General features: G+C 72.9%; 16 protein-coding genes. 11 read left to right on the forward strand and 5 right to left on the reverse strand.

Annotation, left to right across the window (positions count from 1 at the left end):
* Positions 1-10: 10 nt before the first annotated feature.
* Positions 11-1,342 (forward strand): aminotransferase class I/II-fold pyridoxal phosphate-dependent enzyme, encoded by a 1,332-nt coding sequence (locus CP980_RS28095; protein ID WP_150529320.1) that lies wholly within the window; start codon positions 11-13, stop codon positions 1,340-1,342.
* 41 nt (positions 1,343-1,383) lie between these two features.
* On the opposite strand, the gene CP980_RS28100 is transcribed toward CP980_RS28095, so the two are convergent.
* Positions 1,384-2,364: a DMT family transporter gene (locus CP980_RS28100; RefSeq protein ID WP_165937332.1), complete on the reverse strand. Its 981-nt coding sequence runs from the start codon at positions 2,362-2,364 to the stop codon at positions 1,384-1,386.
* A 38-nt stretch (positions 2,365-2,402) separates the two neighbouring features.
* Here CP980_RS28100 and CP980_RS28105 point away from each other — a divergent pair, with 38 nt between their 5' ends.
* Positions 2,403-3,305, forward strand: coding sequence for a LysR family transcriptional regulator (locus tag CP980_RS28105; protein WP_150529321.1), 903 nt, complete (start codon positions 2,403-2,405; stop codon positions 3,303-3,305).
* A 12-nt stretch (positions 3,306-3,317) separates the two neighbouring features.
* Here the strand turns inward: CP980_RS28105 and CP980_RS28110 are convergent, their stop codons facing one another.
* Positions 3,318-3,776, reverse strand: a complete 459-nt coding sequence (locus CP980_RS28110) for a pyridoxamine 5'-phosphate oxidase family protein (RefSeq protein WP_123515477.1) — start codon at positions 3,774-3,776, stop codon at positions 3,318-3,320.
* A gap of 76 nt (positions 3,777-3,852) precedes the next feature.
* Here CP980_RS28110 and CP980_RS28115 point away from each other — a divergent pair, with 76 nt between their 5' ends.
* The 8 genes from CP980_RS28115 to CP980_RS28150 all read left to right on the forward strand — a co-directional run bounded on the left by CP980_RS28115 (position 3,853) and on the right by CP980_RS28150 (position 10,640).
* Complete coding sequence (locus CP980_RS28115; protein ID WP_132758642.1) at positions 3,853-4,464, forward strand: isochorismatase family protein; 612 nt, start codon at positions 3,853-3,855, stop codon at positions 4,462-4,464.
* Between the two features lie 39 nt (positions 4,465-4,503).
* Positions 4,504-5,343, forward strand: a complete 840-nt coding sequence (locus CP980_RS28120) for a HipA family kinase (RefSeq protein WP_132758644.1) — start codon at positions 4,504-4,506, stop codon at positions 5,341-5,343.
* Positions 5,340-5,723 (forward strand): DUF3037 domain-containing protein, encoded by a 384-nt coding sequence (locus CP980_RS28125; RefSeq protein ID WP_132758646.1) that lies wholly within the window; start codon positions 5,340-5,342, stop codon positions 5,721-5,723. Before CP980_RS28120 ends, CP980_RS28125 begins: the two co-directional genes overlap by 4 nt.
* 188 nt (positions 5,724-5,911) lie before the next feature.
* Positions 5,912-6,673: a 3-oxoacyl-ACP reductase FabG gene (gene fabG / locus CP980_RS28130; RefSeq protein ID WP_053789712.1), complete on the forward strand. Its 762-nt coding sequence runs from the start codon at positions 5,912-5,914 to the stop codon at positions 6,671-6,673.
* Between the two features lie 19 nt (positions 6,674-6,692).
* Positions 6,693-7,466, forward strand: coding sequence for an SDR family oxidoreductase (locus CP980_RS28135; RefSeq protein WP_132758648.1), 774 nt, complete (start codon positions 6,693-6,695; stop codon positions 7,464-7,466).
* Between the two features lie 152 nt (positions 7,467-7,618).
* Complete coding sequence (locus tag CP980_RS28140) at positions 7,619-9,202, forward strand: ABC transporter substrate-binding protein (RefSeq protein ID WP_132758650.1); 1,584 nt, start codon at positions 7,619-7,621, stop codon at positions 9,200-9,202.
* Between the two features lie 149 nt (positions 9,203-9,351).
* A complete protein-coding gene (locus tag CP980_RS28145; protein WP_132758989.1) occupies positions 9,352-10,020 on the forward strand; it encodes a uracil-DNA glycosylase in 669 nt (222 codons plus the stop codon).
* Positions 10,021-10,115: 95 nt separating this feature from the next.
* Positions 10,116-10,640 (forward strand): hypothetical protein, encoded by a 525-nt coding sequence (locus CP980_RS28150; RefSeq protein WP_132758990.1) that lies wholly within the window; start codon positions 10,116-10,118, stop codon positions 10,638-10,640.
* Positions 10,641-10,699: 59 nt separating this feature from the next.
* On the opposite strand, the gene CP980_RS28155 is transcribed toward CP980_RS28150, so the two are convergent.
* Complete coding sequence (locus CP980_RS28155) at positions 10,700-11,254, reverse strand: hypothetical protein (RefSeq protein ID WP_229907482.1); 555 nt, start codon at positions 11,252-11,254, stop codon at positions 10,700-10,702.
* 155 nt (positions 11,255-11,409) lie between these two features.
* A complete protein-coding gene (locus CP980_RS28160; protein ID WP_099893900.1) occupies positions 11,410-11,934 on the reverse strand; it encodes a DinB family protein in 525 nt (174 codons plus the stop codon).
* An 82-nt stretch (positions 11,935-12,016) separates the two neighbouring features.
* On the opposite strand from CP980_RS28160, the gene CP980_RS28165 reads away from it, so the two are divergent.
* Positions 12,017-12,928 (forward strand): Gfo/Idh/MocA family protein, encoded by a 912-nt coding sequence (locus CP980_RS28165; protein ID WP_132758656.1) that lies wholly within the window; start codon positions 12,017-12,019, stop codon positions 12,926-12,928.
* Here CP980_RS28165 and lnt read toward each other — a convergent pair.
* On the reverse strand, positions 12,867-14,501 hold the full coding sequence (gene lnt, locus CP980_RS28170; protein ID WP_132758658.1) for an apolipoprotein N-acyltransferase: 1,635 nt from the start codon (positions 14,499-14,501) through the stop codon (positions 12,867-12,869). The two genes, CP980_RS28165 and lnt, sit on opposite strands and share 62 nt — an antisense overlap.
* Positions 14,502-14,553 lie beyond the last annotated feature (52 nt).

Raw genomic sequence — 14,553 nt, forward strand, 5'->3', positions numbered from 1 at the left:
ACTGGGCTTTGTGCTAGGAGAGTATCGGATCACAGGGCGTCGCGCATCGGATATCGCGGCGAGCGTCGAGGCGGGCATCGGATCGGGCGCGCTGGCGCCGGGAGCGCTGCTGCCGCCGATGCGGGAGCTCGCGGGCGTGCTCGGGGTGAACCCGAACACCGTGGCCGCCGCCTACCGGACGCTGCGCGAGCGCGGGGTCATCGAGACCGACGGGCGGCGCGGCAGCCGGGTCCGCGGGCGCCCGGCCAGCGCCCCGCGCGACGAGCTGCGGGTGGCGGTGCCGCCCGGCGTGCGGGACGTGGCGTCCGGCAATCCGGACGTACGGCTGCTGCCCGCGCTGGACGCGGCCCTGGCCGAGGCCGCCCGGCGGTACGCGCGGACCCCCACGCTGTACGGGGACGACCCGGTGGTGCCCGAACTGGAGCGGCTGGCCCGGGCCGACCTCGACGCCGACGGCGTGCCCGCCGGGCCCGTGGGGGTGACCTCGGGCGCGCTGGACGGGATCGAGCGGGTGCTGGCCGCGCACCTGCGGCCGGGGGACGCGGTGGCGATCGAGGATCCGGGCTGGGGGAGCGTCCTGGACCTGGCGGCAGCGCTGGGGCTGCGGGTGCTCCCGGTGGCGGTGGACGACGACGGACCGGTGGTCCCCGCCGTGGAGCGGGCGCTCGCGGAAGGCGCGCGGGCGCTGCTGGTGACGGCGCGGGCCCAGAACCCGACCGGGGCGGCGGTGAGCGCCGGGCGGGCGGCGGAGCTGCGCGCCGTGCTGGCGCGCTACCCGCAGGTGCTGGTGGTCGACGACGACCACGGGCACGCCATCGTGGACCTGCCGCTGCACTCGCTCGGCGGGGTGACCCGGCACTGGGCGCTGGTCCGGTCGACGGCGAAGGCGTACGGGCCCGACCTGCGGCTGGCGGTGCTGACCGGCGACGCCGTCACGCTGGACCGGGTGCGGGGGCGGCAGCGGCTGGGCCCGGGGTGGGTGAGCCGGCTGCTCCAGTACGCGGTGGTCGAGCTGTGGAACTCGGGGGCGGTGGACCGGGCGGCGGTCGCGCGCTCCTACGCGGAGCGGCGGGACGCGCTGGTCGCGGCGCTGCGGGAGCGGGGCGTGCCCGCGCACGGGCGCAGCGGGATGAACGTGTGGGTGCCGGTCGCCGACGAGACGGGGGCGGTGACACGGCTGCTGGCCGCGGGCTGGGCGGCGGCTCCGGGCGGCCGGTTCCGCGTGGAGTCGGGGCCGGGCGTACGGATCACGGTGTCGAGCGTGCAGCCGGGCGAAGTGCCGGGCCTCGCGGCGGCGGTGGCCGCGTCGGTCCGCCGCCCGGCGGGCGGCCGCTTCGACTGACCGCCCGCCGGGGAAGGGCGGGCCCGGGCGAAGGGCACGGCCTAGCGGCGGCGGGTCTGGGTGAGGGCCGCTCCGGCCAGGACGATCGCCGCGCCCACCGGGGTGTTCCAGTGGAGCTGTTCGCCGAGGAGCAGGACGCCCGCCGTGGTGGCGATGACCGGGATGAAGTACGTGACCATCTGGGCCGTGGTCGGCCCGATCTCCGTCACCAGTCCGTACTGCATCTGCAGGGCCATCCCCGTGCCCAGGGCGCCGAGCGCGATCACCGACAGCGTCGGCCAGAGCGGGAACGAGGTGGGGGCCGAGGTGAACGCGGCGCTCATCGCGAGCAGTTGCAGCGTGGACACCATCAGCTGCGCGCCGGTCAGTGCCACCGGCGAGCCCGGGACCGAGGCCAGCGTGCGCCGGACGTAGATCCAGCCGACCGGGTAGCAGAGCGAGGCGAGCAGGGCGAGCGCGGTGCCCTTGGCGTCGATGCCCGAGAAGCCCTGCCAGGCGCCGAGCACGGTCAGGACGCCGAGGAAGCCCAGGCCCAGACCGGCGAAGCGGCGCCGCGTGGGGCGGTCCTCGGAGAGGGCCACCAGCGAGAGCGCCATGCCCCACAGGGGCGAGGTGGCGTTGCAGATCCCGGCCAGGCTCGACGGGATGCTGAGCTCGGCGTACGAGAACAGCGAGAACGGGGCCGTGTTGAGCAGGAGCGCCGCCACGAACAGGTGGGCCCAGGTGCGGCGGCCGCGGGGGAGCGGCTCGCGGCGCACCAGGAGCACGGTCAGCAGCGCGAGCGCTCCGAAGAACACCCGGCCGAGGGCCACCTGGAACGGGGCGTAGGCCTCCGTGCCCACCTTGATCAGCAGGAAGCTGAAGCCCCAGACCACCGAGAGGACCGCGAAGCGGACGCGCCAGTCCACGCGGGCGGCGCGGGCGGTGCCGGCCGGCGGGGAAAGGGTGAGGTCGGGGGCGGGGCGAGGGGTGGCGGGTGCGCTCATGAGGAGAACTCTGCTCCGCTCAACTACGTAGGACAAGCGAGAATTCTTCGCAGTGACGGCGTAGCATCGCTTACATGTTGAACCTGGAGCGCCTGCGCACCCTCGATGCCCTCGCCCGCCACGGCTCGGTCAGCGGTGCGGCCGACGGGCTCCACGTCACCACCTCCGCCGTCTCGCAGCAGATGGCCAAGCTGGAGCGGGAGGTCGGCCAGCCGCTGCTGGCCAAGAACGGCCGCGGGGTCAGGCTCACCGACGCGGGGCGGTTGCTCGCCGATCACGCGGCCCGCATCATCTCCCAGGTCGAGCTCGCCCAGGCCGACGTCGAGGCCCGGCGGGGCTGCGCCGTCGGCGAGCTGCGGATCGGCGCCTTTCCGACCGCCATGCGCGGGCTGCTGCCCCAGGCGCTGACCGCCCTGCGCGCCGACCACCCCGAACTGCGGGCCCTCGTACGGGAGCAGGAGCCGGAGGACAGCATGGCGGCGGTCGTCCGCGGGGACCTCGACCTGGCGCTGGCCATCGACTGGCACAACAAGCGCATGCCCGTGCCCGCCGAGCTCACCCGGGCGCACCTGCTCGACGACTCCTGCGACATCGCCGTCCCGGCCGGCCACCGGCTGGCCGGCCGCGACCGGATCTCCATGGCCGAGTTCGCCGACGACGACTGGATCTCCTGGAACGAGGGGCAGTTCTGCCACGAGTGGCTGGTGTACACGCTGCGCGGTACCGGCATCGAGCCGCGCATCGCGCACATCGCCGAGGAGCACCACACCCAGCTCGCCTTCGTGGAGGCCGGGCTCGGGGTGTGCGTGGCCCCCCGGCTCGGGCGCGGTCCGGTGCCGGCCGGGGTCCGGCTGCTGCCGGTGAGCGATTCCGTCCGGCGCCACGTGTACGTCGTATGGCGGGCGGACGCGGACCGGCGGCCCTCGATCAGGGCCGCCGTGGCGGCGCTCGAACAGGCCGCCGCCACGGTGGTGTAGCCCTCGGCCGGGTCAGAGCTTGCGGAAGTCCCAGGAGACGACCGACTCCGGGGTGAGGCGGATCCAGGCGTGGCGGCCGTCGTGCGGCATCTCCTCGATCCCGAAGTTCTTGGCCGGAAAGAGCCGTTCCGCCTCGGCGAGCTCCGGGCAGGGCTCGCCCGTGCGCGGGGCCTCGCCCACGAAGACGGCGCTGCCGGACAGCTCGACCCCGCGCAACTCGTCGTACGCCTCGCCCGCGTCCACGACGACCGAGATCCGCGGGTCCTTCCGCAGGTCCGACCAGCGGCGGCTGCGGGTGATCGAGTACAGCCACAGCGAGGTGCCGTCCCAGGCGAACCACAGGGCGCCCACGTGCGGGCGGCCGTCCGCGGAGACGGTCGCCACCCGGCAGGTGCGCTGCTCGCGCAGGAAGGCGTCCACTTCCGCGTCGGTCATCATGATGCGGCGGCCCCGCCGCTGTGATCCGTCCATCCGTCCCGCACCCCTTCACATCTGACTGAGTGTCAGGAATCATGCGGGATCGACGGCCGTCACACCAGGGGGAGCCATGCCGGAACTCGATCCCGCCACCACCGCGCTGCTCACCGTCGAGTGCCAGAACGGCGTCGTCGGGGAGGAGAGCGCCCTTCCGGAACTCGCCAAGGAGGCGCGGGACTCGGGGATGCTGGGACGGGTGGCCGCGCTGGTCGGGGCCGCGCACGCGGCCGGCGTACAGGTGCTGCACGCGGTCGCCGAGCGGCGCCCCGACGGACTGGCGGCCAACGACAACGCGCGGCTGTTCCGGGCCGCCGGGAAACTGCCCGTCCGACAGCTGTCGGGGAGTGCGGCGGTGGAGGTGGCGGCCCCCATCGAGGTGGCCGGAAACGACCTGGTGGTCCGCCGGCTGCACGGGCTCTCGCCGATCGCCGGCACCGACGTGGACGCGCTCCTGCGCAACCTCGGCATCCGCACCCTCGTCGTCACCGGGGTCTCCTCGAACATCGCGATCCCGAACACCGTCTTCGACGCCGTGAACCTCGGATACCGGGTCGTGATCCCCTCCGACGCCATCGCGGGGGTGCCCGCCGCGTACACCGCCGAGGTGATCCGCAACGCGCTGGCGCTCGTCGCGACCGTCACCACCACCGAGGCCCTCCTCGCGCAGTGGGCCCCGGCCTGACCGGTGGGATCCCCGCGCCGGCCCCCGTAACCTGGGCTGATGCTGTCCGAAGTGATCGCGACCCGTTACGTCACGCCCTTGCGTGAGGGCGGCTCGCTCCCGGGGATCGTCGAGGCCGACGACCTCGGTACCTACGTCATGAAATTCACCGGAGCCGGCCAGGGGCGCAAGACCCTGGTCGCCGAAGTCGTCTGCGGGCGCCTCGCCCAGCGCCTCGGCCTGCGGGTCCCGCGGCTGGTGCAGATGCAGCTCGACCCCGTGATCGGGCTCGGCGAGCCCGACCAGGAGGTCCAGGAGCTGCTCAAGGCCAGCGGCGGACTCAACCTCGGGATGGACTACCTGCCCGGGTCGATCGGCTTCGACCCGCTCGCCTATCAGGTGGACCCCGCCGAGGCGGGCCGCGTGGTCTGGTTCGACGCGCTGATCAACAACGTCGACCGGTCCTGGCGCAACCCGAACATGCTGGTCTGGCACGGTGACCTCTGGCTCATCGACCACGGCGCCACCATGATCTGGCACCACAACTGGCCCACCGCCCAGAGCGCCGCCGCCAAGCCGTACAACGCCTCCGACCACGTCCTGGCACCCGTCGGACCGGACATCGCGGCGGCCGCCGCCGCGCTCGCGCCCCTGGTGACGCGGGAGCTGCTCGACGAGGTCGTCGCCGACGTGCCCGACGAGTGGCTGGTGGACGAGCCCGGCTTCGACTCCACCGACGCGCTGCGCCGCGCCTACGTGGACGTGCTGCTGCCGCGCGCGGCCACGATCCACGAGAGGATCTCGATGGAGGCCGAGGTGAAGCCCCGGTCGGGTCCCCCCGGCTGGCTCGCCGACCGCCTCGACCCCCGCCCCCGGAAGAACAAGAGCGACAACGAGTGACCAAGCGGGACGTGTTCGAGTACGCGCTGGTGCGCGTGGTGCCCCGGATGGAGCGCGGCGAGTGCTTCAACGCCGGCGTGATCGTCTACTGCCGGGCCCGCTCGTACGTGGCCGCGCGCACCCACCTGGACGAGGCCAAGCTCCTCGCCCTGGACCCGAAGGCCGATGTGCCGGGCGTACGGGCGGCCCTGCGTGCCGTCGAGGGAGTGTGCAGCGGCGGCGAGCTGGCCGGCCAGGCGGCGGGCGACGACGCGGGCCGCCGGTTCCGCTGGCTGATCGCCCCGCGCAGCACGGTGGTGCAGCCGGGCCCGGTGCACACGGGCCTGACGGCCGATCCGGAGGCCGAGGTGGAACGGCTGCTCGACCTGCTGGTCCGGTGATCCGCTGATCGTACGGGGCGCCGGGAGGCGATCCGTACGACGGTAGCCGCCGCCTCGGGGAGCCCTGGAGGCGGCGGCCGTTGACACCGGGTGCCAGGGCTCCTAGCGTCTCCTCAGCTGAAGCTACTAAGCGGTTGCTCACCTACGGGTGGCCGCTGACGAGGATTCCGAGGGCGAGGAGATCCACCATGTCCACCACCGAGCAGCGCGTCGCGATCGTGACCGGGGCGGCCCGGGGCATCGGCGCGGCCACCGCCGTACGCCTGGCCGCAGAGGGCCGGGCGGTCGCCGTACTCGATCTCGACGAGGCGGCCTGCAAGGACACCGTCGAGGCGATCACGGCGGCCGGCGGCAAGGCCCTGGCCGTCGGCTGCGACGTCAGCGACGCGGCGCAGGTGGAGGCGGCCGTCGAGCGGGTCGCGAGCACCCTGGGCGCGCCGACCATCCTGGTCAACAACGCGGGCGTGCTGCGTGACAACCTGCTCTTCAAGATGAGCGAGAACGACTGGGACACCGTCATGAACGTCCACCTGCGCGGTGCGTTCCTGATGTCGAAGGCCTGTCAGAAGTACATGGTGGAGGCCAAGTTCGGCCGCATCGTCAACCTCTCCAGCAGCTCGGCGCTGGGCAACCGCGGTCAGGTCAACTACTCGGCCGCCAAGGCCGGTCTCCAGGGCTTCACCAAGACCCTGGCCATCGAGCTCGGCAAGTTCGGCGTCACCGCCAACGCCGTCGCCCCCGGTTTCATCGTCACCGAGATGACCGCCCAGACGGCCGCGCGCGTGGGCATGGGCTTCGAGGACTTCCAGGCCGCCGCTGCCACCCAGATCCCGGTGCAGCGCGTCGGCCGCCCGGACGACATCGCCAACGCGATCGCCTTCTTCACGGGCGAGGCCGCCGGCTTCGTCTCCGGCCAGGTCATGTACGTGGCCGGCGGCCCGCTCAACTGACGAGAGGCAGGCGCAGCACATGACGGACAGCAGCACGCAGAGGGCGGCGGACAGCGGCAAGGTCGCGCTGATCACCGGAGGCAGCCGGGGCATCGGCTACGGCATCGCCGAGGCGCTCGTCGCCCGCGGGGACCGGGTGTGCATCACGGGGCGCAACGAGGACGCGCTCAAGGAGGCCGTCGAGGCGCTCGGCGCGGACCGGGTGATCGGCGTGGCGGGCAAGGCGCACGACGAGGCCCACCAGGCCGTCGCGGTCGAGCGGACGATGGAGGCCTTCGGGCGCGTCGACTTCCTGGTCAACAACGCGGGCACCAACCCGGTCTTCGGTCCGATCGCGGACCTGGACCTCGGTGTGGCGCGCAAGGTCTTCGAGACCAACGTGATCTCGGCGCTCGGATTCGCCCAGCGGACCTGGCACGCCTGGCAGAAGGACAACGGCGGCGCGATCGTGAACATCGCGTCCATCGCCGGCGTCTCCGCCTCGCCCTTCATCGGCGCGTACGGGATGAGCAAGGCCGCCATGGTCAACCTCACCCTCCAGCTCGCCCACGAGATGGCGCCCGGGGTCAGGGTCAACGCGATCGCCCCCGCGGTGGTCAAGACGAAGTTCGCGCAGGCGCTCTACGAGGGCCGCGAGCAGGAGGCCGCGGCGGCCTACCCGCTCGGCCGTCTGGGGCTCCCGGAGGACATCGGCGGGGCGGCGGCTTTTCTTACATCTGCACAAGCGGAATGGATCACAGGCCAAACTCTCGTCGTTGACGGGGGAATGTTCCTCAATGCCGGAGTGCACTGATCGATAATCGGACGCATTTGCCTCCCGAGGGGAGGCAAATGCGTACCTAACGTGCACGAAATCGGTCAAGTGCCACATGAAACCTGCCCATTGGATTTGTGAGGCACTGAGGTAGGGTCTGCCGCACCCCTGGCTGATCGAGGAGCGTGCACGTGTTCATCCGGACCAGATGCCTGCAGATCACTGCAGCCCTTGCGTCCATATCCCTGCTCGCCGGATGCGGTCTGCTTTCGGACGACAGCAGCGACGCCGCGAAGAGAATCGTCGTCGGCACGACGAGCGCCCCGAGCACCCTCGATCCCGCCGCCGCCTGGGACGGCTCCTGGGAGCTGTACCGGAACGTCTACCAGACCCTGCTGGCATTCCCGACGGGCGCCACCAAGCCCCAGCCCGACGCGGCCCAGAGCTGCGAGTTCACGGATTCCGGGAACGAGTCGTTCCGCTGCGTCCTGAAGAAGGGCCTGAAGTTCTCGAACGGCGAGCCGCTCGACGCCAAGGCGGTCAAGCACTCCCTCGACCGGATCCGGACGATCAACTCGCAGACGGGCCCCAAGGACCTCTTCGGCAGCCTGGACAAGATCGAGACCCCGGACGCGCTGACGGTCGTCTTCCACCTGAAGACCCCGGACGCCACCTTCCCCTTCGTCCTCGGCTCGCCGGCCGCCTCGCTGGTCGCGCCCAAGGAGTACCCGGCCGACAAGGTCCGCGAGGACGGCAAGATCACCGGGTCCGGCCCGTTCGTGCTCGACTCGTACAAGGAGGGCGGCGAGGCGGTCCTCGGCAAGAACGCCTCCTACAACGGCTTCGCGAACCCGCGCAACGACGGCGTCACGATCCGCTACTTCGCGGACTCCACCAAGATGGTCGCCGCGCTCAAGGCCAAGGAGATCGACGCCACCTACCGCGGTCTGTCGGCCCCCGAGATCAAGGACCTCCAGACCCCCGCCTCGCACGCGCAGGGCGTCCAGGTCGTCGAGAACGTCGGCGCCGAGATCCGCTACCTGGTCTTCAACCCCAAGGACCCGCAGGTCGCCAAGCCGGCGGTGCGCCAGGCCATCGCCCAGATCATCGACCGCGGCGCCATCGTCTCCAAGGTCTACCAGGGCACCGCCGAGCCGCTGTACTCGATGGTCCCCAAGGGGGTCGTGGGCCACAAGACGCCGTTCTACGACAAGTACGGCCAGGCCGACGTCAAGAAGGCCCAGAAGATCCTCAAGGACGCCGGGATCACCCAGCCCGTCGAGCTGACCTTCTGGTACACCACCGACCGCTACGGCGCCTCCACCGCCGACGAGTTCACCGAGCTCAAGCGCCAGCTGGACGAGAGCAACCTGTTCAAGGTCACCCTCCGCGGCCAGCCCTGGAAGGTGTTCCAGGTCGGCTACAAGAACGGCGAGTACCCGGTCTTCGGCCGAGGCTGGTTCCCCGACTTCCCGGACCCGGACAACTTCATCGCGCCGTTCGTCGGCAAGGAGAACGCGGTCGGCACCCCGTACGAGCCCAACGAGATCCTCAACGACCTGCTGCCCAAGTCCCGCCGCGAGAGCGACCGCTCGGCCGGCGTGCGCGAGTTCGAGCAGGCCCAGCAGATCTTCGCCGAGGACGTACGGCTGCTCCCGCTGTGGCAGGGCAAGCTGTACGTCGCCGCCCGCGAGGACATCGCGGGCGCCGAGCGGGCGCTCGACCCGCAGACCGCCATGCAGATGTGGGAGCTGTACCGCAAGACCAGCTGGTAGCCCTGCGTACCCCGCCGTACCCACGCCGCATCCGCGGGAGCCTCCGGGCGCCCGCGGATGCGGCGTTGTCAGTGGCCCCCGGTAGGTTCTGAGCTGTTGCACCGCGCAGTCGCGCGACACTTGTACCGGAGGTTGTAGACGTGACCCAGATGCTGCCCGAGTCCTGGCTCCCCGTCCTCGGCGACGAGCTGGAGAAGCCCTACTTCAACGAGCTCACCGAGTTCGTCGAGAAGGAGCGGGCGAACGGGCCGGTCTACCCGCCCCGGGAGCAGGTCTTCGCCGCCCTGGAAGCCACCCCGTTCGACCGGGTGAAGGTCCTCGTCCTCGGCCAGGACCCGTACCACGGCGCCGGCCAGGGCCACGGGCTGTGCTTCTCGGTGCGGCCCGGGGTCAAGACCCCGCCCTCCCTGCGCAACATCTACAAGGAGATGCACGCGGAGCTGGGCACCCCCATCCCGGACAACGGGTACCTGATGCCCTGGGCCGAGCAGGGCGTCCTGCTGCTCAACGCGGTCCTCACCGTCCGTGAGGCCGAGCCCAACTCGCACAAGGGCAAGGGCTGGGAGAAGTTCACCGACGCGGTCATCCGCGCCGTGGCCGACCGCCCCGACCCGGCCGTCTTCGTCCTGTGGGGCGCCTACGCCCAGAAGAAGCTCCCGCTGATCGACGAGGAGCGGCACGTCGTCGTCAAGGGCGCCCACCCCTCCCCGCTGTCGGCCAAGAAGTTCTTCGGCTCCCGGCCCTTCACGCAGATCAACGAGGCCGTCGCGGCGCAGGGCCATGAGCCGATCGACTGGACGATCCCGGACCTGGGCTGACGCCCCACCGCGCCTCGGTGCCAGAACCGGCGCCTCCGGCTAGCGTCGTGACGACCGGACCGGAGCGGGTCCGGCAGAGCGAGCCGGAGGCCGCCGTGACGGAGCAGCAGGAGGCGTCGGAGGACGCCGTCATGACCAGGATCGGCCAGGCCGTCATCCTGCTGCACGCCGGTGACCGCGAGGAGGCCCGCAACCGCCTCGGCGAGATCTGGACCGAGATCGCCGAGGACGGCGACTCCCTCCACCGCTGCACGCTCGCGCACTACATGGCCGACGCGCAGGACGACCCCGCCGACGAACTGGCCTGGGACCTGCGGGCCCTGACCGCCGCCGACGGGGTGGGGCCGGGGTCGCGGGACGGGCTGCCGGCGCAGCACGAGCCCCATCCGGCCGTGCGGGTGTTCTACCCGTCGCTGCACCTCAACCTGGCCGCCGACTACGTCAAGCTCCAGCGGCCCGAGGCGGCGCGACTGCACCTGGCCCGGGCCCGGGCCGCCACCGGGGCGCTGTCCGATGACGGGTACGGGAACGGCGTACGGGCCGCCATCGCCCGGCTGGAGCGGCGCCTGGCCGGGGAGCCGCCCCGGGGCCCCCGGCCGTTCCCGGAGCAGCACCCCTAGGCCGTGCCTTTCGGATCATGACGGGCCCGGGCCGCCCGCCCTGATCCGAAGGACACGACCTAGGGACCGTGCACGCCCGCGCAGATGCGGGCCTCCGGGCTGTCCGGGTGCCAGCGTCCGTGCCGGCGCCCCAGCGCGCAGACGTCGGCGGGCCGGACCGACAGCTCTTTCATCAGCTCGCGCGGAACCTTCGCGTCTGGCCCCGAGGAGTCCGCACGGCCGTCCTTGCCCCCTGGGCGGCGCCGGGCGGGCCGGCGCGGCTCGGGGATGTCCGGAACCGGCGGGACGGCCTGTGCGGCCGCCCCGGCCGCCGGGGCGGCCCCGCCCGTCGCGGGCGCCGCGCCGCGCGCCGCGGACTTCACGCCTTCGGTGGTGGTCTCCGGCCGCCCGGGCCGGCCGGGCACGGCCTTCAGGGCCTCCAGCGCCGGCGCCTGGACCTCCACCGGCACGGCCCCCGGTCCGCCGCGCGGCTCGTGCCGCGGCGGCACCGCGGTGGCACCGGGGGCGGCCGCCGGCTGCATCGGGGCGGGGGTCACATTCACGCACCCGGAGACGGCCGAGACGGCACAGGCGACTCCGAGCAGCAGCTTTGTCGTGGTTCGCGTGGGATGCACCCGCGCAACTCTGCTGTGCGAGGACCCCGTTGTGAAACCCGCAGCCGAAAATGACCCCGCACGGGTGACGGACATCCCCCGGACACCCGCCCGTCACCTGTGCGCAGCGCCCCCGGCACCCGCTCCCCGCGCGGCCGCCGGACGCTCCGCTCGCGTCAGTCGCCCGTCGCGCCGTCGATCTGCTCGCGCAGCAGGTCCGCGTGCCCGTTGTGGCGCGCGTACTCCTCGATCATGTGGGTGTAGACCCAGCGCAGGCTGAACGTCTCGCCGCGGTGGTGGCTCTCGGCGTCCGACAGCAGGTCCAGCGACCGGCCGGCCGCGGCCTGCCGCGCCAGCTCGACCTCGGTCTGCCAGGTCCGCTCGGCCTCGGCCCACGTGTCGCCGGGGCCGAAGTGGAAGTCCCCGTCCGGGTCCTCCCGCGTGCAGTACAGCTCGGGGAGGTCCTCGCCCAGCATGATCTCCCGGAACCAGTACCGCTCCACCTCCGCCATGTGCCGTACGAGGCCCAGCAGGCTCAGCTCGGACGGGGGCAGCGGCGTACGGCCCAGCTGCTCGTCGCCGAGGCCCTCGCACTTCCAGGCGAGTGTGGCGCGGTGGTAGTCGAGCCAGCCGTCCAGCATCTCCCGCTCGGTCGCGGTGGTGGAGGGTTCGGTGCGGTGGGATCCGGTGGTGGTGGTCATGCCGCCATCCTCGGCGAACGCGGCCCCCGCCACCAGGGATTAAGCTGCCCAGGTCCCAGAAGGATCAACCTGGAGGTTCCCGGTGAAGGTCGGCGTCATCGGACTCGGCGACATCGCCCAGAAGGCGTACCTGCCCGTCCTCACCGCCCGCCCGGGCGTGGAACTGCACCTGCAGACCCGGACCCCGGCCACGCTGGAGCGGATCGGGGAGATCCACCACATCCCGGCCGCCCGCCGTCACACCACCCTCGACGGCCTCCTCGCCGAGGGCCTCGACGCGGCATTCGTGCACGCCCCGACGGCCGTTCACCCCGAGATCGTGACGCGGCTGCTCGAAGCGGGCGTACCGACGTACGTGGACAAGCCGCTCGCCTACGAGCTGGAGGACTCGCGGCGGCTCGTGGAACTCGCCGAGGAGCGCGGGGTGTCGCTCGCCGTCGGCTTCAACCGCCGCCACGCGCCCGGCTACGCGCAGTGCGCCGAGCACCCGCGCGACCTGATCGTCATGCAGAAGAACCGCGTCGGGCTGCCCGAGGACCCGCGGACCTTCGTCCTCGACGACTTCATCCACGTCGTCGACACCCTGCGCTTCCTGCTCCCCGGCGAGGCCGACCACATCGACGTCCGCGCCCAGGTCCGGGACGGGCTGATGCACCAGGTCGTCCTCCAGATGTCGGGCCCCGGCTTCACCGCGCTCGGCATCATGAACCGGCTCTCCGGTTCCACCGAGGAGGTCCTGGAGGTCTCCGGGCAGGACACCAAGCGGCAGGTCGTCAACCTCGCCGAGATCATCGACCACCGCGGCCAGCCCACGGTGCGGCGCCGCGGGGACTGGGTGCCGGTCGCCCGCCAGCGCGGCATCGAACAGGTCGTGGACGCCTTCCTGGAGTCCGTGGCGGCGGGCAGCACGCTCAGTGCCCGCGACGCACTGCTCACCCACGAGCTGTGCGAGCGGGTGGTGTCGTCGGCTCTGGAGCAGGAGCGGGCTTCCTGAGCCCGAGGGACCTGGCGCCCTCGGCCGCGCAGTACACCGCCAGCAGCGCCAGGCAGGCCCCCACGGGCCAGTCCCCGAAGCGGACGTAGTACGTCGAGCCGCGGGCGAGCGGGACCTCGTACACCCGGGCCGTGCGGGCGGAGGTGGGCAGGGCCGCTCCGACCCGCTCGCCGGAGGGGCCGTACACCGCGCTGATCCCGGTGAGCGTGGCGTGCACCATCGGGCGGCCGTCCTCCGCCGCCCGCAGGGCGGCGAGCGAGGCGTGCTGCGCCGGGGCCCAGCTGCGCTGGAAGCTGGACGTCGCCGACTGGGCGATCAGCAGGGCGGCCCCGTCGCGGGTGAGGCGGCGGCTCATGTCGGGGAAGGCGGACTCGAAGCAGACCAGCGGGCCGATCCGGACCCCGGGACGTCCCGGCAGGCCCATCAGGACCGGCTCGGCCCCGCGCCGGCGGTCCTCGCCGGCGGCCTTGCCGACCGAGGTGGCCCAGCCGAGCAGGGAGCGGGCCGGTATGTACTCGCCGAAGGGGACCAGGCGCATCTTGTCGTACCGGTCGCCCGTCGGTCCGCGCGGGCCGACGAGGACGGAGCTCTTGTAGATGCCGCCGTCCGCGGTCGCGGCCGCCACGGCGACCGGGGCCGCAAACGCGTCCGCGTACGGGGCCGCGTACGGCGTCGCCACCGGTCCCGCCGGCCGCCGTGCGTCGACGTTGACCAGCAGCGGGGCCCCGATCTGCGCGGACAGCGCGGCCAGTCGCCCGGCGAGGTCCGGGCGCGCGGCCAGATCCGCCCCGACGCTGCTCTCGCCCCACACCACCAGATCCACCCGCTGCCCGGCCAGCGCCCGGGTCAGCCGCTCCCCCGCGGCGAACCGCTGCTCCGTGCTGTCCGGGCCGTCCGCCACCAGACCCGGTTGTACGACGGCCACGCGCAGCGCCCCCGACACCTCGGGCCGCGGCACCCACAGCCACACCGCCCCCGTCAGCACCACGCACCCGGTCACTCCGGCCACCGCGGGCACCCGGGCCCCCGGAACGGCGATCAGCAGCACCAGCCCGCAGTTCACCGCCACCACCAGCAAGCTCACCAGCCACACCCCGCCCACCGAGGCGAGCCGCAGCGCGGGGGGCACCTGCCACTGGCTGGCCCCCAGCAGCCCCCACGGCCCGCCCAGCCCCTGCCACGACCGGGCCAGCTCGGACAGCAGCCAGCCCGCTGGTACGAGGAGGAGCGCGGCCGCCGCGCGGCCCGGGTCGGGGGCCCCGCCCAGGAACTCCCGCACCAGCAGCGCCCAGGGGATCCAGAGCAGCCCCACCAGGGCGGCCAGCGGCAGCAGGAACACGTGCAGGCTGGGCAGCAGCCAGTGGTGGACGGCGACGATGAACCCGGCGCCGCCGAGCCAGCCCTCCAGGGCCGCCCGCCGCCCGGTCGGGGCCGACCTCAGCAGCAGCATCCAGGGCACGAGGGCGACGTACGCGAACCACCAGAGCGCGGGGGCGGGGAAGGCGAGGCACGGCAGCGCCCCGGCGGCGACCGCGGCCGCCGCACGCCGGTACCGGATCCGCTTCGAGCCCATGGCGCGCCTCCGCTTCCAGTGTGGGACCGGGCCGCCGGGGCGGCCGTTCGAA

This window comes from Streptomyces vinaceus, from assembly GCF_008704935.1.
Taxonomy (GTDB): domain Bacteria; phylum Actinomycetota; class Actinomycetes; order Streptomycetales; family Streptomycetaceae; genus Streptomyces; species Streptomyces vinaceus.

Coding starts and splice junctions, on each gene's coding strand:
- CP980_RS28105 (WP_150529321.1), top strand. CDS start 2,403: ATGTTGAACCTGGAGCGCCTGCGCACCCTCGATGCCCTCGCCCGCCAC.
- CP980_RS28110 (WP_123515477.1), bottom strand. CDS start 3,776: ATGGACGGATCACAGCGGCGGGGCCGCCGCATCATGATGACCGACGCG.
- CP980_RS28115 (WP_132758642.1), top strand. CDS start 3,853: ATGCCGGAACTCGATCCCGCCACCACCGCGCTGCTCACCGTCGAGTGC.
- CP980_RS28120 (WP_132758644.1), top strand. CDS start 4,504: ATGCTGTCCGAAGTGATCGCGACCCGTTACGTCACGCCCTTGCGTGAG.
- fabG (WP_053789712.1), top strand. CDS start 5,912: ATGTCCACCACCGAGCAGCGCGTCGCGATCGTGACCGGGGCGGCCCGG.
- CP980_RS28135 (WP_132758648.1), top strand. CDS start 6,693: ATGACGGACAGCAGCACGCAGAGGGCGGCGGACAGCGGCAAGGTCGCG.
- CP980_RS28145 (WP_132758989.1), top strand. CDS start 9,352: ATGCTGCCCGAGTCCTGGCTCCCCGTCCTCGGCGACGAGCTGGAGAAG.
- CP980_RS28160 (WP_099893900.1), bottom strand. CDS start 11,934: ATGACCACCACCACCGGATCCCACCGCACCGAACCCTCCACCACCGCG.
- lnt (WP_132758658.1), bottom strand. CDS start 14,501: ATGGGCTCGAAGCGGATCCGGTACCGGCGTGCGGCGGCCGCGGTCGCC.